Raw genomic sequence first — 20864 nt, 5'->3', positions numbered from 1 at the left:
TTTTTAACACACTTGAATGAAAAGTAGATTGTTTATGCATTAATAAATTCATACCATTTTTGAATACTATAATCATAGGTCGGCATGACAGTATTCCAGACAGCGACATTACTAAATCGTTGTTCATAACTGCCTCCTCGGCGAATATTTCCTTGATAGACTGATACTTTATTATCAACCCCTTTTAAGTCGATTGAAGCGGCTTTTCCATCATACCAATAGTCCCATTCTTGTGATGACAAGTAACGAGCGGTACGTTGCGGGTTTGAAATATAATAGCCTTGTCTAGCAATATAAGCGCCGGGCCAACCCGATAACCACCAATTCATATAGTCGTAAGCGGCATCTTTTACTTTACCCGTTGTCGCCTTTGATATACACATTACGCCATGCCAACCTCTGTACCCTTCTTTGGGTGCAGCGTAGGTAACGGGGACATTCATACCATTTAACGATGCGACAGCAGGAGAAAACATACTTTCTATAACGACTCGGCCTGATTTCATAAATTGAATTGATTCAGGGACCGAAGTCCATAAACCACTGAAATGTCCAGCTTGTTTTAAGCCAATTAATATACCAAACAGTTTATCTAATTCTAGCTTGGTCATCGCGCCAATATTATTAAAAGACATTAGATTTTTAGCTTGTACTGCCAGCGCTAAGTCAAATATACCAATGGTAGGCGCGTTGATAATACCCACACGACCACTGTACTTTTCGTCTAATAACCACCCCCAACTTTCGGTTTCGTAAGGTATGCCTTCTTTAATAAAGTCAGTGTTGTAACCAAACGAATCAACATTATGAACATAAGGCAAAAAGCTGATGTCGTTGGTGTGGTTTTCTCCGAGTTGATTGTTTTTTTGAATATGTAATATCTTATAAGGAGCATCGCCATCACCCAGTTTTGCTGATGGTGTTATTTTCCCCGTCTTACTTAAGTTGTTAATTTCATCCCAATGAGTAATTCTTCTTTTATCTATAGATTGAATAGCGCCAGAGCGCCAAAGAACATTAATACTATTTGACCACTGTTCGTATAAATCGAATGACTGTGGAAACATTGATGCTTTTTGTAAAACTGCCGCGCTACCTTTGGGTTCAAAGATCAAGTTGATGCCAAGGTCTTCCATGGCTTTTTGTCTTAGTTCTTCTTGTAATGTTACATGCGTGCCCAAAATGCGTAAGGTTACTTTATTGCGGGCAAATACATAAGGCGCTTTGGCAATTGCTATACCGGCAGCACCACCTAATGCAATTTTCTTTATAGCATTTCTACGTGACTTATCCATTTGATTTTTCGTATGTAATTTATGTAATATATCGAGTATAGATAATAGAAATAAAAAATCGAATGATAATCACACGATATGATCTTTTTATGGAAAAATTTACTCTATTTATTTAATGCCACTTTTAATGCTGAAATAAAGTAATTGATATCTGCTTTACTCAGATCTAAATGCGTAACCAAACGCATATAGGTACTCGGTGATATTATAATTCCTTGAGCTTTTAATTTGGTGGCGATGGCGTGAATATCGATTGATTTTTCTACCTTAACAAAGACCATGTTAGTGGTAACTTGCGCGAGGTCAACCTCAAAGCCTACAATATTATTCAGTTGATTTGCTAGATGTTGCGCATTTTCGTGGTCAACGTTAAGCTGTTCAACATTTTCAGTTAAGGCTATTTTAGCGGCAGCACAGAGAATACCGGCTTGACGCATACCGCCACCCAGTACTTTTCGCCAGCGTCGGGCTTTGGCTATGACTTCAGTTGAACCTAATAATAATGAGCCAATAGGCGCGCCCAACCCCTTAGATAAACACACCGACATGGTGTCAAAATATTGTGCTATTTCAGTGACATCTACGTTTAAAGCTGTCGCGGCGTTATAAACTCTAGCGCCGTCTAAATGTAAACTTAATTGATGTTTGTTCACAAAGGTTCGCAAATTGGCTAAGTATTTTAATGGGAGCACTTTGCCATTAATAGTATTTTCAATGCTAACCAGTTTGGTATGAGCAAAATGGGAATCATCAGGTTTAATCGCTTTTTCTAGCTTCTTTAAGCAAATGGTGCCATCTTTCTCGTTTTCTATCGGTTGTGGCTGAATTGATCCAAGGACCGCAGCACCGCCACCTTCAAATTTGTAGTTATGGGCTTGTTGACCACACAAATATTCGTCACCACGCTCGCAATGGGCCATAAGTGCTAATAAATTGGCTTGTGTGCCTGAACTACAAAATAGTGCGGCATCAAAACCATGGCGCACCGCTGACCATTGTTCTAATTCATTTACCGTTGGGTCGTCGCCATAAACATCGTCACCGACCTCAGCTTGGGACATTGCATTACGCATTTTTAAAGAGGGGCGGGTTACGGTGTCAGAGCGAAAATCAATCATTTTACATCCAAATAAAGTATTAATAGCCACAAAGTATAAACGGTTATACTGGCGATAATATAGAGAAATAACCTTATTTTTAAAATGAAGCCGCAAACAACTTAACGAATGGTTTACCGATTAAAAGATATAAAAAAATAAGCCTCTTTATGTAACAATATAGCGAGGCCGAACCTTTCACGTTGAAGCTTACTCAGGTTTTTAGCTCAAAGTAAGGCACTGAACTCATATGGTTTTACTATCGTATGTATAGGATATAGCTAAATTATAAATATTTTTTACACTTTAATAGAGGTTTTTATGTCATTTAAACGCACCACCATTTCAGTTGCATTGGCTGTTGTTCTCTCAAGTACATCAGTATTTGCTGAAAAAATAAGTTTTGCAGATTCCGTAACCGTATCAGCAGATACTTTAGTGGTTTTTCACGGTAAAGATGGTAATAACAGTGATTTTTCTACTTTTGATAAAAAAAGCCAAGGTCACTTAACTAAGGCTGTTAAAGCACAAGGTTTCACCAGTGAATACGGTAGTTTTTTACAAGTTGTTGCGCCTTTTGGCTTAGATTATGACCGAGTGTTAATCGTCGGAATAGGTGAACAGGAACAATTAACTAAAGACAAGTTAACCGCATTGGGAGGTGATTTACTGGCTAAATTAGATACCAAATTAACTAAAATCATCGAAGTTTCTACAGATGATTTGGCTAACAGCAATACCTCTGCATCTTTATTAGCCCATGGCGTAAGCTTGCGCGCTCACCGGTTTGAACAATATCATAATGAAAAACGCAGCGAAAAAACGTTTGTTTTTGACGTTGAAAATGGCAAAGCAGCACAAGTGGCTTACACTCCTTTAGCCAATATTGAGCAGGGTGTTTTTTTAGCCCGCGATTTAACCAGTGAAGTACCTACTGAAATGACACCTGTTGATTTTGCTAATGCGGCAAAAGCACTTAAAAAGCTGGGTGTTGAAATTAAGGTGTTAACGCCTAAGCAACTTAAAAAATTAGGTATGGGAGCTTTAGAGGCTGTTGGTCGTGGTAGTAAAGACGGTTCACGTTTAGTGGTTGCGCATTACAAGGGCAGTGATGATTCACCTATTGCCTTAGTAGGTAAAGGGATCACTTTTGATTCTGGTGGGTACAGCATTAAAACTGGAGCATCTATTGCTCGAATGAAGTCAGATATGGCTGGCGCCGCTGCTGTATTAGGTACCATTAAAGCTTTAGCCCTCAATGAAAGCAAAGTAAATGTTGTTGCTGTGATGGGAATGGCGGCGAATATGGTTTCCCAATTTTCAATTGCACCGGGTGACGTAGTTACAACAGCCGAAGGCTTAACGGTCGAAGTCGTTAATACTGATGCAGAAGGGCGTTTGGTATTATCTGACGCACTTTGGTATGCGCGTGAATTTTATAAGCCAGAAATAATGGTTGATGTAGCAACGTTAACAGGTTCGAAAGTTCGAGCGCTGGGTAACCGTTATGCGGGCTTATTTTCAGACGACGAAGCCTTAGTTACAGAATTAACTTTTGCAGGAAAGCAGGTGAATGAAAATTTATGGCGCTTACCGCTGGGTTATAAAGATATGCTTGAAACCGATATTGCTGATTTACAAAATACAGGTACAGGCGGACCCGGCGCAACAACAGCAGCAAGTTTTTTACAGCAATTTGTGGGCGATGTTCGATGGGCACATCTAGACATTGCTGGTAATGCGTTAAGCAGCAAAGCAAAAAATGAAGTCCCAACGGGAGGCACTGGTTTTGGTGTGCGTTTATTGTCGCAATGGTTAATGACTAGAGAAAAGTAATGGGCTAATCGTTGATCTTTCATTAAATCGAGGTCACTGATTTAAACGATATAAGGGTGTAAATATCAAATTTTGATATTTACACCCTTATATCTAGGCTCAAGACCTAATGCATGAGGTTTATTTTAAAGGTTGCTTTCACTGCTAGTTTTCACCGTTTAATATTTGATCCAACGTTAAACCGGTTAACTTCATCGAGCTTCTTACCACATAAAACATAATCGCTATCAGCATGACCATCGAAGGTATCGCAATAACGGGATAACTTAGTAGTGTCATTTCACCGAGCTGCTCATTAAACTCTGTTGTACCAGCAGGGCTAACGACAATCCATTTCGCTAACAGGTAATTCATGGCAGCCGAAAAAACAAAGGTTGAAGATAATAGGTGATTTGCCCACTGAATTCTTGCTTTAAACGCTTGGATTTTATTTTTATTTTCAAGTGTTTGGTAGATCAAATCTAAATTAAATAAAAGTGGGTTTAACATCACTTTGGCGATGAGGGGTTTACCCCAGAAACCAGATATTAAGACAACTAAACCAATAACGGCTGGAATTGCGGCTTCTTTAATGGCTAACCATTCTACATCTAATTCAAATAAACCAATACTGCCCGTTAACAACGTACTCAAAAATCCCAGTAAGGCAATAAAGTTCATCGATTTATTTCTAATAAAATCGGATAGCCCATAACCCAATGGAAATAATAGCGCCACGATTAAAGCGGGTACAGTACCTAAATATTCATCCCCCGATAATTTCATTAAAATAAGTGACGGAATAGCAATGTTAAAAATAATTTCTAAAAAAGCATTAGGACGTTTAGCAGTTGTTTGAGTTGACATTATATTTCATATTTAGGCGAAACTGACACGAGCCAGTTTGTTTAAGTCTGCTAACATTTTATCTAATAATAGATAAAATGTCATGCTATACCCGATAGACCTCACCTTTAAGGCTGAAACTGCACTTTGACGTGTTCTGGGTATATAATTGTAAAAAGAAAGTGACAATTAGTTATCACTTTCACTTAACGTCACTGTTTCTCTAAAGGAGGTCTTTATTATTTTGACTTTATTGATTTTATACTCATGAACTAAAGCGCTTAATTCTGATTTACACGAACCGCAATTTGTTCCACATTTTAAGTTTTTGCCTAATTTTTCAACCGAATCACAGCCTGTTTTAATGGCATTAATAATGGCTTTCTCACCTATGTTGTAGCAACTACAAATTTGTTTACCTTTAGCGAATATCTCACTTGAAGACCCTGACAATAATGATTGAATATCGTGTTCAGGCAATTTTTTTTCACTGAAAACATGTTCAAGCCATGCGCTTTCGGTGTTTGGTGGCCTTGATGAGATATAACATAAGAAAACTAACTGCCCCTCTTGCATGCAGATAATATAACTTGTGTCTCCTTGGGTAAATTTTATCCACTCACCCAATATTTGACTGGTTGCTTGGCACCAGTGTAAGCATTGTGTTTCAAGCTGAGTGTTTGCAAAGTGAAAACTCATGCCATAAGGCGTTCGAGCTTTGCTCCAAAACTCATTACTTACTTGTGTTTGAACAATAAATTCTTCGCCAATATGAAGCTGCCCAAATTGCGTAAAGGTTGTTTTGCTTAACGAAATTGCGCCATGTTTAGTTTCAGCTTGACCCGAAATAGGGTCGGTAATACTCGCATACAAATTGCTAACATTGGCACTAGAAGCAAATTGTTTATTCCAATGAATGGGCATAAAGCATTCATTGGCTCTTTGATTTTTATCTAATTTTGCATGAACGGTTGCTTGCCCGGTGCTGGAAGTAACATTGACTATTTCATCATTAACGATATTTAAGCGCGCAGCATCGTTAGGGTTAATATAGAGGTAACATTTATCGGTATGTGCGGTAAGTTGCGGCGCTTTACCCGTGCGAGACATAGTATGCCATTGATCTCTTAAGCGGCCGCTGTTTAATATAAAGGGAAACTTTGCTGAGATTTCTTGTACTGGCTGGCGCGGTGTAATAGGAAAAAACAGTGCTTTACCTGAAGGAGTAGAAAATTTTCCGTCTTCATAAATACGCTTTTTACCTTCAGGATAGGTGTCGTTAACTGGCCACTGTACGGGTTTTAAGCGGTCATACTGTGCAGGAGAAATAGTGGAGAAGGCGGATATATCAAAAACACGCTCGCCATTATTTTCAAAACCTGATAATTGAGCGAATTCTCGAAATACCTCACTAGCATGCGCATAATCAAAACCTGAAAAACCCATAGCTGTGGCAACTTCTGCAATAATTTGCCAGTCGTGCTTTGCTTGTCCGTTAGCTGCTATAGCATTTATTTGCCGTGAAATACGACGTTCTGAATTGGTAACTGTACCGTTTTTTTCTAGCCAAGGTGTCGCGGGTAATTTAACATCAGCAAGGTCTAAAGTGTCATTGTTTTCAACACAATCAGAAACAACAACAAACTCGCACTGACTTAATGCTCGGGCTATTTTTTGTCGATCTGGCAAGCTCACCATTGGGTTTGTAGCCATTATCCAAACCGCTTTCACTTTGCCTTTATCTATAGCATCAAAGAGATCTACCGCTTTGTAGCCACTTTTATCAGCCATGGTTGGCGATTGCCAAAAGCGTTGCACAGTTGATCTGTGTTCAGGGTTTTCGATGTCCATGTGTGAGGCTAATTGATTAGATAAACCGCCGACTTCTCTGCCCCCCATCGCGTTGGGTTGTCCGGTAATAGAAAAAGGTCCACAACCGTCTTTGCCAATTTTTCCTGTCGCTAAGTGACAATTAATAATACTCTGACATTTATCAACACCAGAATTCGATTGATTGATGCCCATTGAATAAAAGCTCAGTACTTTTTCTGTGCTTGTAAATAATTGATAAACACTTTCGAGGGTTTTTTGATCAAGTTCGCAATAGGCTGATACTTCCGCAATAGACCATTTTTTTGCGGCTAATAATGCTCGTTCAAAGCCTTCTGTATGTTGCTCAATATAGTTGCGATCTAGGCCATTATTCTCTGCTAGATAATTTAACAGACCATTAAAGAATGCCGCATCACTGCCGGGCTTTAATGGTAAAAAATAATCAGAAATTTGACAGGTTGCGGTTTTACGCGGGTCAATAACCACCACTTTCATTTTTGGATTACGCTTTTTAGCACGTTCAATGCGCTGAAATAATACCGGATGTGTCCAAGCAGCGTTAGAGCCAGTAATTAATAATAGCTCAGTTGTGTCTAAATCGTCATAGCTACAGGGCACAACATCTTCACCAAAACTACGTTTATAAGCGGCAACCGCTGAAGACATACAAAGACGAGAATTAGTATCAATGTTGCCAGAGCCGATATAGCCCTTCATTAATTTATTAGCAAGGTAGTAATCTTCGGTCAACAATTGCCCTGAAACATAAAAAGCGACTGAGTCTGGACCATGAGCGTTGATAATTTGCGAAAATTTATCAGCAACATGTTTTGTGGCGGTTGACCAATTAACCACTTGGTTATTTATCTGTGGTTCAAGTAGGCGGTTGGTTAAATCCGTGGTTGCTAATAAATTGGTGCCTTTAACACACAGTTGCCCAAAATTGGCGGGGTGCTCTTTTGTACCCACTAACGCCTTGGCTTTGCCATCTTCAACGGTAATATCAATACCACAACCTACACCACAGTATGCACAAGTAGATTGAACAATATGTGATGATTGAGAACAACTCATAAAATTTACCTTTAAAACAGAATATATATCGTTGAATAGCCTATTTTTACTCAGGCGGTTATTTATTTTATTTAGACAAAAAGTTGCACGTAGTCATCAATAATTCGCGCTGGGAAAACTTCAATGTATTTATCTTCTTGTAAACATTTTCCGGTTGTTAAACAAAAATGTTGTTTATATAAAGGCGAGGAAACGACAATGTCGTCTCCAACACTACCGACGATACCCCGATACAGTACATTAGCCTGACCAATGGGATCATAATTGCCAACGGCGTATACTTGTTTTTCGGTATTAGGTAAATGAAAAATAGCGACCTGTTTCTCTTCAAATTCTTGCTCTATTAAAGCGCAAATTCCTGAATCTTTAATTAAATCACTGGTTTGACATATCGTTAACCAATGCTTATTTTTTGCTGAGATAGTTTGCTCTGACATGATGATTTCCTTAAGCTTCTTCAGCAATTTTGCCGGCGTTAGTTATTTTTACTGTTTGCGAACGTTGTGCTATTTTTTCATCCGTAGTTGCTGGGCGAATTTGATCGCGTTCTTGTACAAAAATAATATTGCTGTCAGGTTTTGACGAGTTTACAAAAGGCTTAAAGCGCTTTAAGGCCTCAGGGTCACTTAAGGTGGTTTTCCATTCACATTGATAAGTGCCAATAATTGCGGCCATTTGTGCTTGCAGGTAATCGGTAAGTTTAAGGCTGTCTTCAATGATAACTGATTGTAAGTAGGCTAAACCGCCTTCCATATTGTCCATCCACACGGAAGTTCTTTGTAAGCGATCACCGGTGCGCACATAAAACATTAAAATGCAGTCAATATAGTTAACTAAGGTTTCATCATCGATGTCGATGGCAAAGAGATCGCCATGACGAGGTTTCATACCACCATTACCGCAAACATATAAGTTCCAGCCTTTTTCTGTGGCGATAATACCAATATCTTTACTTTGTGCTTCGGCGCACTCGCGGGTACACCCAGAAACACCAAACTTTATTTTATGTGGCGCTCTTAAACCTTTGTAGCGATTTTCTAAAGCAATAGCCATGGCAACAGAGTCTTGTACACCAAAGCGACACCAAATAGAGCCAACACAAGATTTAACGGTGCGCAGTGATTTGCCATAGGCATGACCTGTTTCAAAACCTGCATCAATAAGCTCTTGCCAAATAGGTGGGAGTTCTTCAACACGTGCGCCAAAGAGGTCGACACGTTGGCCCCCAGTTATTTTGGTGTAGAGCTTATATTTTTTTGCCACCTGTCCTAAAGCAATTAACTTGTCTGGGGTTATTTCACCGCCAGCAACCCGTGGCACAACCGAATAAGTACCATCTTTTTGCATGTTGCCAAGGTAGGTGTCATTGGTGTCTTGCAGCGATAAATGCGGTTTTTTAAGAATATAGTCATTCCACACCGAAGCTAATATAGACGCGGTAAGTGGTTTACAGACCTCACAGCCATGACCTTTGCCATGCGAAGCTAAAAGCTCATCAAAGGTTTTAATTTTTTCAACGTTAACAATGTCAAAAATTTCTCGGCGTGAATAAGCGAAATGTTCACAAATATCTTTTTTAACCTCAACACCACGACTGGAAAATTCTTTGTCAGCAACATTTTTTAATAAAGCGGTACAACCGCCACACCCCGTACTCGCTTTCGTGCACGTTTTTACATCCCCAAGTGTGCACGCACCTTGGTCGATTGAGCTAATAATGTCGCCCTTAGTCACGTTATGACATGAACAAATAATGGCGTTATCGGGCAGTGCATCTACACCTAACGTGGGCTTTTCACCAGATGAAGGCAAGATCAGCGCTTCTGGTGAGGCAGGTAAATCTATTGCATTAAGCATGTACTGCAGTAAAGAATCATATTCACTGGTATCGCCAATTAACACCGCGCCAAGCATTTTTGTTTTGTCGCTAGAGACGACAATTTTCTTATAAATGCCTTCTGGTTGGTTTTCATAGGTATAGGTTAACGCGCCAGTGGTTTTTGCATGTGCATCGCCAATTGAACCCACTTCCACGCCCATCAGTTTTAATTTTGTACTCATGTCTGCACCGGTAAAAGATGCTTGCTCACCCATGATATGTTTTGCAGCCACTTTAGCCATGTTGTAACCAGGTGCCACTAAACCAAAAATAAAGTTATTCCATAGCGCACACTCACCAATGGCATAGATGTTTTCATCTGAAGTTTGGCATTGGTTATTAATAACAATACCGCCACGTTCGCCCATCTCTAGTCCAAAAGACTTAGCTAAATTGTCATAAGGGCGGATACCTGCTGAGAATAAAATAAGGTCAGTTTCAAGTACGGTGTCATCACTAAAACACAGTTTGTAACGACATTCATCGCCATCTTCAATAATACGGGTAGCCTTTGATGTGTGCACTTGCACACCTAAAGCTTCAATTTTTTCTTTTAATAATCGACCACCACCGGCATCAATTTGAACACCCATTAGTTGCGGTGCAAATTCGACTACATGGGTTTTTAAGCCTAAGGCAGTCAAGGCATTTGCTGCTTCAAGACCCAATAAACCTCCCCCGATAACAACGCCGACTTTACTAACCTTGGCACTGGCTTGAATATCGTCTAAGTCATCAATAGTGCGATAAACTAAGCAGTGGTCACGGTCTTTTCCAGGAATAGGCGGAACAAAAGGGTAAGAGCCTGTGGCGAGAATAAGTTTGTCATATTCGATGACTTCATCGTTTTTGGTAACAATCTGTTTATTTGCTCTATCAATATAAATAACTTTGGCATCTGTCTGGAATTTTACCCCCCACTCTTGATAGGTTTTTTCGTCAGTCATCGCTAAGTCTGCAGCTGTTTTGCCACTAAAATATTCTGAAAGGTGAACACGGTCATAAGCAAGACGAGATTCTGCTGATAAAACCGTGATTTCAATGGCTGGGTTAGCCGTACGCAATTGAGCCAATTGCTCAACAAAATGGTGACCTACCATGCCGTTACCGACAACAACCACTTTTTGTTTTTCTACTAATTGCTGATTATTTGAGCTCATTTTTATACCTGCTTCAATATTGATAGGGGGTTTACAACTTTTGGTAACACTTAATAAAACGACTAAAAATTACCGTTATGGTGTGTTCTGGTCAGTTAAAAATTTGCACTGATCCACAGCCATACTTTATCGGTGTCGACTTTACCCGCAGACGAATCACCTGCAGAGTAAGCCGCATACTTCAAGCCAGCCTTATAGTGTTTAGAAAAACGTTTAGCGAAAATAGCATTGATTTCACTACCTAAATCGTCAACCGTGTCTGTTGCTTCGTCAGCAGAAAAGTCATGCAGGGCTACTGTCCAGCTACCACTAAATGCTTTACCTGAAACTGAGGCATACAAATCTACTAAGCCTTCTTTTGGTGTACCTAAGAATTGATCTGACCAACCGTTAAACTTATGTAGTGTCGCTAGCGGTGTAGAAAATCCATACATTGCCTTGTCACTACCCAGTATTTCTGCGCCTAATTTAATAGTTATTGCATCAAAGCTGTAGCCACCTTCAATCGCTATATAGCTTGTAGAATAATCAGTGCCAGCAGTCTCTGAATCTTGCGTGGCAAATTCAGCAAAATATGAAAAGTTATCTTTTTTTCCTTTAAAGCTGATACCAAAAGTGTCTAAACCGTTTGATGTACCTTCATCAACTTCTAGTAAGTAGCTATAGGCAGTTAGTTGTCCAAAGTTTGTGTTGTAGGCAAGATTAAGTAGATGATCTTTTGAGTGAAGATCTTTTACATCGGCAAAAATTCGGTTACGTTTGTTTAGGTAGCTATAGCTTATTTTTAGGTTGTTTAAGGCGGCATAATTTAGGGTAACAGCATCAAATGTTTGTCTGTCTTGACGCCAGCCAACATGACCGACATAGCGATGGTTATCTAGAGTGATAACTTGGCGACCAATTTTAGCGGTAAGTTTATCGCGTTTGTATTGTACAAAAGCTTGATCTAATTCCGTGGTTTCTGGATCGGCAATAACAGAATATTGCGTATTGTTGCCAACAGTATCGTTATAATCATCAACACCTGCTATTTGGCGAGAGTCTTCAAATTCAACGATACCTGAAAAACCACTGTAGCTAGCCGTGGTATAATTTAACCGGCTACGTAATGTTAATGCGGAGGCATCTTTAGCGGTATTGTCTTGATCAACTGTTTCGTAACGTAAGTTGAAATCGACGCTGGCTTTAGCGTTGCTTTTAATCTCATTCTCGCTATTTGCACTCACTGAAATACTTGAACTTGTTAGTAAAATCAATGCTGTAAGTGTTGAAAGTTTACGTACTCGTTGCATGGTTTATTCCTTAAATGTCTTTTTAAAATTGGTTTAAAGCTATTTTAATTATTGGTTAAGTACTTAATCGGTATTAAGCAACATCCGATGTTTTTTGTTTACTTTCAGTCGCTTCCACTTTCGGAATAACTTCCACTTTTCGTTGTTTTTCATATAGAAAAGTAAGAACAGCTGAGCGAAGACGGTTATATTCAACATCTTCTGCTAGGGCTAAACGATTTCTTGGGTGGGGTAAGTTAACGTCTAAAATCTCACCGATCGTTGCAGCGGGTCCGTTGGTCATCATGACGATACGGTCAGATAATAAAACGGCTTCATCTACGTCATGGGTGATCATAATTACGGTATTATTGAGTTTTTGTTGAATTTCCATTAATGAGTCTTGCATATGGGCACGTGTTAACGCGTCGAGCGCACCAAAAGGTTCATCCATTAACAGTATTTCGGGTTTCATCGCTAGCGCTCTGGCAATACCAATACGTTGTTTCATACCACCTGATATTTCATCAGGGCGTTTATCTCTCGCATGATCCATATGCACTAAACGTAAGTTGTGCTCAATCCATTCTTTCATCTCAGTCTTTGACATCTTATTTTTAAAGACCTGCTTTACCGCTAACTCAATATTTTGATATGCCGTTAACCAAGGTAATAATGAATGGTTTTGAAAAACGACCGCACGTTCAGGTCCGGGCTCCGTCACCTCTTTATTATTAAGGATCACACCGCCCATTGTTGCTTTATGAATACAAGCAACAATATTTAACACCGTGGATTTACCACAACCTGAATGGCCAATCAGTGAAATGAATTCACCCTTTTTAATTTGTAAATCAACGCCCTTCAAAGCAGTGAAGTCGCCTTTAGGAGTAGGGAATACCATGTCTACTTTGCTGATATCTAAAATAATGCTCATCTTTTTTCCTTCGTGTTTATTCGCTAGCGTTGCGCGCTTGATTTATCCCAAGACAACGCTCTTTGTAGTTGCAACATGGCAAGATCAAGCAAGTAGCCAATAAGTCCAATAACGAAAACAGCGGTCATAATTCGACTGAGTGATTGCGAGCTACCGTTTTGAAATTCATCCCAAACGAATTTTCCTAACCCAGGGTTTTGTGCCAACATTTCTGCAGCAATCAATACCATCCAAGCAATACCCAGTGACATTCTCATGCCCGTAAAAATGGCAGGAATGGACGCCGGTAAAACAATTTTTTGTATATGGACGAGTTTAGGGAGGCTTAATACTTGACTAACATTTACCCAGTCTTGATTCATTGAAACCACACCAAAAGAGGTGTTAATAACCATCGGCCAAATGCTGCATAAGGTGACGGTGATTAAAGAGGTGATAAATGATTTAGCAAACATAGGCTCAGGAGAAACATAAACCGCACTCACCACCATGGTTACTAATGGCAACCACGCCAAAGGAGATACAGGTTTGAAAATCTGTATTATGGGGTTAATGGCAGTGTTTAAATTTTTACTTAACCCAATGGCAATACCCAAAGGAATAGCAATAACAGCAGCCAATAAAAAACCACTAAGGACCGTCACGACACTGGTGACTATTTGGTCTAAGAAGGTTTCTTTACCGGTATAGGCACGCACTTTAGCTTGGTAACTGGGATCTTTTGCCTGACGCATTTCATTTCGCTGGTCTTGACGAATATAAAAAGCGTCTTCTTTATTGCGTTCAGCATTGTGCTCATCAATTAAATTAACCACTTGAGTGGCCACGGCACTTGGCCCAGGAAACTTACCAAGAGAAGTATCAATGCTACTTGCGGTGAACGACCAGAGCAGCATAAAACAGCAGATACCGACCAAGGGTAAGATCAACGCTTGTGTTTTTTCTGCAATAAAAGACATGATCATTTTGTTTCTATTCATTGGGGCAATACCTACTATTTTTTTACTCATTAAAGCGGTCATCTTTTTCTCCTGAAATGCTACACAAGCAACACATTCGAGCTCACTAGAGTTTGTCACCGGTTTTTAAACCAATTTTAAACTTGTTGATATAGGCGTTCGGCTGAGTACCGTCATAAACAATATTGTCAATAAAGTGTTTTTGAGGAGCACGGAAACCATCTTCACCAACGAGGTCTGAAAAGTCGTTTTTAGATAATATCTTGTCATCAACTAATGATTGCGCTGCCGCCATGTAAATATCAGGACGATAAACTTTTGCGGCAATATCTTTGTACCAACTATCAGGCATGTCATCGCTAATTTGTCCCCAACGACGCATTTGCGTTAAATACCAAATAGCATCTGAGTAGTAAGGATAAGTGGCGTTATAGCGAAAGAATACGTTGAAATCAGGTACTGAACGCACATCGCCTTTTTCGTACTCGAAGGTCCCTGTCATGCTGTTTGCGATAACATCGTAGTCAGCACCGACATAGTTCGATTGAGATAAAATTTTCACCGCTTCAGGGCGGTTAGCATTGTTGTTTTCGTCTAACCATTTTGCTGCGCGAATGAGAGCACGTGTTAAGCGAATGGTGGTATTGGGGTATTTCTCAGCAAAGGCTTTAGTGATGCCAAATACTTTTTCTGGGTTGTTCTTCCATATTTCATAATCGGTAACAACGGGTACACCAATACCTTTAAATACAGCTTGTTGGTTCCAAGGTTCACCTACACAATATCCATAGATAGTACCGGCCTCCATTGTGGCTGGCATTTGTGGAGGAGGCGTTACTGACAACAAAACTTGTGCGTTAATTTTTCCTGAAGTATCACCTTTATGCGGAGCATAAAAGCCCGGATGAATATCACCAGCCGCTAACCAATAACGTAATTCATAGTTATGAGTCGATACTGGAAACACCATTCCCATATTGAAAGGTTTACCTTCATCAAGATATTTCTCTACAACAGGCTTTAAAGCATCTGCTTTAATCGGATGAACAGGTCTTCCATCAGCTTGCTTAGGAATATTTACCTTCATTTGTTTCCAAATTTCATTAGAAACAGTAATGGCATTACCATTTAAGTCCATGGAAAAAGGAGTGATAATCTCAGCCTTAGTGCCGTAACCAATGGTTGCTGCAATGGGTTGGCCAGCAAGCATATGTGCACCGTCTAATCGACCATCTATAACGCCATCAAGCAATACTTTCCAGTTCGCTTGGGACTCAATCGTGACATATAGCCCTTCATCTTCAAAAAAACCTTTTTCATAAGCGATAGCGATAGGCGCCATATCGGTTAATTTAATAAAGCCAAATTTTAGTTCTTCTTTTTCTGGATAACCTAACTCTGTCGCTTGTAAAGACGCGGTAAGTAATGAGCCGGATAGACATAGCCCAGTAAGGACAGTAAGGCATAATTTCTTATATTCATTCTTTAAAGTTGCTTGAAACATACTTTTCTCCAAATAAAAAAGCCCACAGCACATCAGAGGAAATCCGAGTACTGTGGGCTTCAATGCCAAACTAATAATGACTACGTCGTTGCAGTGCGATTAGTTTTAACGAAATAAATGTTTAGTCAGTTTTCACTTATGTTCAATTTTATTGGTTGAATCAACATGAAAACACTACAAGTAATACAGCACATTTAGTGCCAATAATTTATATTTATTCTTATCAATAGCTTAGTGTTTTTTGTTGGTTTTTTAGTTAAACGTTTTACCTACTTTGGCGCAAGATAGGGAAGCATTTGCACTATTTTGGTGTTTATATTGGTTTTTCAGTTGTGGTCAATATTAGGGCTTGTTCGGTTTAAGGGTATTAATAACCGCTTGATAAATATCTTCTCTGTAGATTGAAGCAATGTTTAAACCTGCTCTTTGTTGCGTGTTTATATGGCCACACGCTTGCATTAGTTCGGCAATGTTCTCACCATAATGATGAGCTGGCGTGTTGAACTTAGGATCGTCTAACGAAGAAAATTGTTGATAAGTGGGCATTTTACGTGGCGCGGAATTATTAATCGTTAGGCAACTGCCCAGTAACGAGGGCGCGATTACGTCGATATGGGTATCTAAATATTTTGCGCGGCTCAATAATCGAGCTGCTTCAAAACGATTAGGGATATTCTCAAGCCACTGACATGCTTCATATAAAGCTGACACCAAAGCTAATGTTGTTTGCGGGTGTTGTTTTTGCCAATCAGACATTAATCCCAGGACTTTTTCAGGACAGTCTTGCCATAAATCAGAGGAAGTAACACCGGTAATACCCACTCCTTCTCTTACGGCTTTGGCATTCCAAGGGCTACCCACACAGAAGCCATCGAGATCACCTGAGTGCATAGCAGGCACCATGTCTGAAGGAGGAACAATTAATAAATTAATGTCTGTGAGTTTAATCTCACTTTCTTTAAGCCATTCAATCAGTTGATAATAGTGACAGCTATAAGGAAAAACGACTGCAAAAGTTAATTTATCGCCTGATTTTTTACGCTGCTCTATTTCAGGGCGAAGAATTTTTGCTGTAAATGGCATGCTGATTTCATTACTGTGATGTTGTGATAATATTTTTTGATAGAGGTTAGTCGATAATGTTATGCCATTACCGTTGCGACTTAATATTATTGGTGAGATCACCGTTGATTTTTTTCCGTATAAACCTAAATTACTGGCAATGGGCATAGGCGCTAACATTTGTGCAGCATCAATGACCCCAGTATGTAGTTTGTCTTTTAACGTTGACCAAGAGTTTTGTTTGGTTAAGTTAACGTTAAGCCCCCATTTTTGAAAAAAATCCATTTCATAAGCGATGACTACCGGAGCACTATCGGTTAATGGCATGAAACCGAGCGTTATATTTTTCTTTTCAATAGTAAACATAATTTTTATTCTCTAAATTTTTAAACGCGCTAAAAAATGCTGGCGACAGATAGAATATTCTTAGCAACGTCGTCCATTTTTTGACTGTTGTCCATCGCTATTTTTCGAATGAAATGATAAGCATCTATTTCAGATAGTTGCTTGGTTTCCATTAGCCAACGCTTAGCTTTATCAATGTTTTTTTGACTAGATAGTTTTTGTTTGGTGTCAGCAAGCTCTCGTTTGAGCCCCTGAAAAACCTCAAATCTTGCTATCGCTACATCAATAATAGATTTCACCCTTGTTTGGTTAACTTCCCCAACAACATAGGCACTGACACCTGATTTAACCATCTGATTAATGGTGGTGTGAGTGTTTTGTTGTTCTGAAAAAACTATTATAGGTTTAGGAGCGAATTGAGAAATTTGATTCAGGTTTTCAAGCATATCCCTATTAGGTGATTCAATATCTATAATGATGACATCAGGGTTTAGTTGTTCAACATCTCTAAGCAAAGGTACGCCAGAATGAGCAATGTGATAAATGTCGTATTCTGCATTAGAGAGAATGCTCATTAATGCTTTTGCTTTTATAGGGTTATTTTCTGCAAGTAATACTTTTAATTTGGCAGTTATATCTTGATTTTTATTACTTATTTTTGATGAAGATAATATTTTTTTTCTCACTTTATTCAAATCTAAGGAAATAAGAGGATATATTTAAAAGAATAACGCAGTATTCATGCCAGTAAGTTAAGTTGTTTAATATCAGAGGTTTGACTTTATTTTAAGATCTTTCATACAACTTTTGTCAGTTTATGATGCACAGATGCACCAAAGTAACATGTAGTTGAGTCAATCTATCAGTCTGCGGCCATACCTAGTAATTTTTAGTGTAGCTATAAGCTTTATTTCAGCAAAAAAAAAGCCTTAACATTTCTGTTAAGGCTTTTTATCGAAAGGGTGGGACAACTGTCTAAATTTTTACTTTGATATTCCTGGAAAAACTTCACTCTTCAATTTCATAGTCATCGTCATCAAAAACATTACGTAATTTTTTACGCGCTTTTTTACTTGCTTGTTTATAATGACCCGCCACATTTGCTCTGTCTCTGGAATGTTTTAAATGAGCAAATTGGCTTTGGTGGGATAAGTCAAACTCAGCTAATTCGTTATTCAATGCGTTGTCATTACTCGATGGTGAAACAGAGTAAGTATTCATGATGTTCTCTTTAATGGTTAATAAATACTATTTTTATGATACTCGCCATTTTTATTAAAAATTGACAGTAAAATATTTTTGTCATTTCGATTAAAAAATTTTGTTAACACATCGCAAGTGGGTTAATGAGAGGCAAGTAGATAAATTCCTATTTTGCTTTTATCAAATACAGCCTTCATTTAGTGTCATCAAATATATTTCTGTCATAATTACTGATGATATCTCGGGCGTTGATGAAGATGAACAAAAAAATACTAATCTCGCTAACTTTTATAAATGGCTTCCCCATCAAAGTACAAACTAAAAGTTTTACCTTGATGACTAACGGTATTGTTAAGGTTTAATTTAGGTTTAATTTAGGTTTAATTTAGGTTTGATTTAGGTGTTAGATAGGTGAATGGATAATGACATCAGTTGTGCCACCTGATTGCATCAGAACGGCTAGTCATTATCATCTAATACTGTCACCTAATAACACTTACTACGGCCACTGAATAACATTAGGTTTGCCATTAATATATATGTTCACTTTGTGCGCAATGGATAAGTAAGGTTTTAGATTTGTAAACGTTTGTCGAGGTCACCTGCACAACCTTTAGTTGTCATAAGCAGGCCCGCAGCTAACTTAATATATTTCGGCTTAGCGGACGTTACAAAAATCAGTGTTGAGGCTCATTTCATGTGCAAAAAAGCAGAATACATATATATAAGTGAGAACAATATTTATGGTTGCTGCAAGCTCATTATGCTGTTAGTAATATCTTTAATGAAAAAAATATTTAGTCTTAAAGTGCTGGATATAAATTATAGAAAAAATTTATCAGACAAATTGAGCATGGTTCCACAAGGTAATTTATTAGCCATTATAACGTTAACGGTATTTCAATTGAATATACAGAGATTTAGCCTTTAAATATAACGACTAAAAACATTCGTGGATTGTATGGTTTTTTCACCATTAAACAAAGAAAGTCTAACAGTTGATGGACACATAAATTAATTTTTAACTATGAGTTGAATTATGAAAAGCGCACTTAAGAATATTAATAACGTAGAATCGTATTGTTAGGAAATCTGTTTTTAACACTATTTCATGTTGTAGACTAACTCTATTTGTATCGTATAAAAAAAAGCATCACCGTTACCTAAAAGGTGATGCTTTTAATAAGATAATAATGACTATTATTTTTTGAATCGACGTACGCCAAGTCCAATAATACCAAAAGCGAATATAGCTAAAGTAGTTGGTTCAGAGACTATGGTGGGTGTACCTAAAGGATCTCTAGCCCAAACGGTTAAATGAGATAGACCTGCACTAAAGTCACCCGGCTTTATATTTATAGCACCCGATAAAGAATATGCAGTTTCAAAATCAAATAATCCTGGGGCTTCATTATTGAATATTTCATAAAAGTTAAAGTCATATATCGCCCAACCTTTATCATCTTGATTTCCTTTTCCTTTTCCACTACCAGCTTTAGCTACAAAAGCCAAGTGGTCAAATGTGGCCCTATCAATAACTTCCCTTACTGTTTCAGCAATATCTATATCTGTAGTTAGTGTCCAATTAATAGCAGAGCACTCACCACCACTATTATCGCAACTAAAAGTAAGCTTTAATACATCTGATATATTAAGTGTTTTTGTTTGATCAAAACTAGTAACATTACTATAAGTAATTTCGTTATCATCTACATCAAATTTAGCTAAATTTATCCAACCAGGGTCAGTCGCAGCACCTAGGCCATCAATATTTAATGGTTCACCATCATAACCCCCAGCTAGACCACCAACCATACCATCAATAAATTCATATCCTGTTAAAATTGAATCTTCACCATTTAGAAGACCGTCTCCGAATTCACCAATGTTGTTAGCTGTTTGATCGCTATCGTTACCAGCAAAAATTCCAATACACTCAGAAGCATTATATGGAGTATTCTGTAATAAATTATTACCTACTTGACCTCCACTATTATTGTCAATATCTAAATCTGATAGATGTATTGAAGTTAAAGTAGCATTAGATACATCACAGTCACCCGTGACGATTAAATCGGCGTAAGTGAGTTGTGAAATGCAAGCTAGCGATAAAATAATCAGTTTAATTTTATTAAACATTTGTAATTCCTTTTGAAAATATAACCAATCGCATGCATTTTTCGCACCAACAATCTAATAAGCTGATTAAGTTAGGTTTTTCGAATACAAATGTTTTATCATTTAATGAAGTGTAAAAATAACAGACACTTCAGCAACAGTTCTTAGGTAATTATATTGGTTAACTAACACAGTCCTGATTATATTATGATAGCTATATTAAACGAATGACTATATTGGTGACTTTGTTTTTTTTAGGCTTAACGGGATATAGGTAAAAGTAACCATCAAAAATTGAAACTTTTTACCTATGGGGAGCCTCAGCTATAGCGAACCTTTAATATAATATTGTTGTTCAGCCATGTCCGCTGCAGATCAACATGTACAAATATTTTTAGTATGAATTCTCAAATGCTAACGTCTTCAAAGTGGCAAAAGTGAGCATTAGCAGTGTTCAATTTATCCA

Annotated in this window: 15 protein-coding genes; 1 reads left to right on the top strand and 14 read right to left on the bottom strand. The window is 38.2% G+C overall.

The annotated features are described in order from the left end of the window. Positions 1-32: 32 nt before the first annotated feature. The gene (locus tag H4J73_RS14555; protein WP_182177045.1) at positions 33-1295 is read right to left on the bottom strand and encodes a PotD/PotF family extracellular solute-binding protein; all 1263 of its coding nucleotides are present in this window, start codon (positions 1293-1295) and stop codon (positions 33-35) included. A 104-nt stretch (positions 1296-1399) separates the two neighbouring features. Then, positions 1400-2413, bottom strand: coding sequence for a low-specificity L-threonine aldolase (ltaE, locus tag H4J73_RS14550; RefSeq protein WP_182177044.1), 1014 nt, complete (start codon positions 2411-2413; stop codon positions 1400-1402). A 300-nt stretch (positions 2414-2713) separates the two neighbouring features. Here ltaE and H4J73_RS14545 point away from each other — a divergent pair, with 300 nt between their 5' ends. Then, the gene (locus H4J73_RS14545) at positions 2714-4228 is read left to right on the top strand and encodes a leucyl aminopeptidase (RefSeq protein WP_182177043.1); all 1515 of its coding nucleotides are present in this window, start codon (positions 2714-2716) and stop codon (positions 4226-4228) included. Positions 4229-4372: 144 nt separating this feature from the next. On the opposite strand, the gene H4J73_RS14540 is transcribed toward H4J73_RS14545, so the two are convergent. The 12 genes from H4J73_RS14540 to H4J73_RS14485 all read right to left on the bottom strand — a co-directional run bounded on the left by H4J73_RS14540 (position 4373) and on the right by H4J73_RS14485 (position 20419). Then, on the bottom strand, positions 4373-5074 hold the full coding sequence (locus tag H4J73_RS14540; protein ID WP_182177042.1) for a VC0807 family protein: 702 nt from the start codon (positions 5072-5074) through the stop codon (positions 4373-4375). A gap of 168 nt (positions 5075-5242) precedes the next feature. Beyond that, entirely contained in the window at positions 5243-7960 is a 2718-nt protein-coding gene (locus H4J73_RS14535; RefSeq protein WP_182223641.1) for a nitrate reductase, read from the bottom strand. A gap of 71 nt (positions 7961-8031) precedes the next feature. Then, entirely contained in the window at positions 8032-8397 is a 366-nt protein-coding gene (gene nirD, locus H4J73_RS14530) for a nitrite reductase small subunit NirD (RefSeq protein ID WP_182177040.1), read from the bottom strand. 10 nt (positions 8398-8407) lie between these two features. Continuing rightward, positions 8408-10999, bottom strand: coding sequence for a nitrite reductase large subunit NirB (gene nirB, locus H4J73_RS14525; RefSeq protein ID WP_182177039.1), 2592 nt, complete (start codon positions 10997-10999; stop codon positions 8408-8410). 95 nt (positions 11000-11094) lie between these two features. Continuing rightward, positions 11095-12291, bottom strand: coding sequence for an alginate export family protein (locus H4J73_RS14520; RefSeq protein ID WP_182177038.1), 1197 nt, complete (start codon positions 12289-12291; stop codon positions 11095-11097). A 73-nt stretch (positions 12292-12364) separates the two neighbouring features. Continuing rightward, entirely contained in the window at positions 12365-13207 is an 843-nt protein-coding gene (locus tag H4J73_RS14515) for an ABC transporter ATP-binding protein (protein ID WP_182177037.1), read from the bottom strand. A 23-nt stretch (positions 13208-13230) separates the two neighbouring features. Further along, on the bottom strand, positions 13231-14187 hold the full coding sequence (locus H4J73_RS14510; RefSeq protein WP_259366616.1) for an ABC transporter permease: 957 nt from the start codon (positions 14185-14187) through the stop codon (positions 13231-13233). An 85-nt stretch (positions 14188-14272) separates the two neighbouring features. Further along, positions 14273-15670, bottom strand: coding sequence for a CmpA/NrtA family ABC transporter substrate-binding protein (locus H4J73_RS14505; RefSeq protein ID WP_182177035.1), 1398 nt, complete (start codon positions 15668-15670; stop codon positions 14273-14275). Between the two features lie 342 nt (positions 15671-16012). Beyond that, positions 16013-17098: a CmpA/NrtA family ABC transporter substrate-binding protein gene (locus H4J73_RS14500; protein ID WP_182177034.1), complete on the bottom strand. Its 1086-nt coding sequence runs from the start codon at positions 17096-17098 to the stop codon at positions 16013-16015. A 29-nt stretch (positions 17099-17127) separates the two neighbouring features. Further along, the gene (locus H4J73_RS14495) at positions 17128-17763 is read right to left on the bottom strand and encodes an ANTAR domain-containing protein (protein WP_310649651.1); all 636 of its coding nucleotides are present in this window, start codon (positions 17761-17763) and stop codon (positions 17128-17130) included. A 322-nt stretch (positions 17764-18085) separates the two neighbouring features. Next, positions 18086-18298 (bottom strand): hypothetical protein, encoded by a 213-nt coding sequence (locus tag H4J73_RS14490; protein WP_182177033.1) that lies wholly within the window; start codon positions 18296-18298, stop codon positions 18086-18088. 1182 nt (positions 18299-19480) lie between these two features. Further along, on the bottom strand, positions 19481-20419 hold the full coding sequence (locus tag H4J73_RS14485; protein ID WP_182177032.1) for a PEP-CTERM sorting domain-containing protein: 939 nt from the start codon (positions 20417-20419) through the stop codon (positions 19481-19483). Positions 20420-20864: the final 445 nt, after the last annotated feature.

Source organism: Colwellia sp. MB3u-41 (assembly GCF_014076845.1).
Taxonomy (GTDB): domain Bacteria; phylum Pseudomonadota; class Gammaproteobacteria; order Enterobacterales; family Alteromonadaceae; genus Colwellia_A.
Note: the sequence above shows the minus strand (reverse complement) of the source record. Positions and strands in the feature narration are given on the sequence as shown.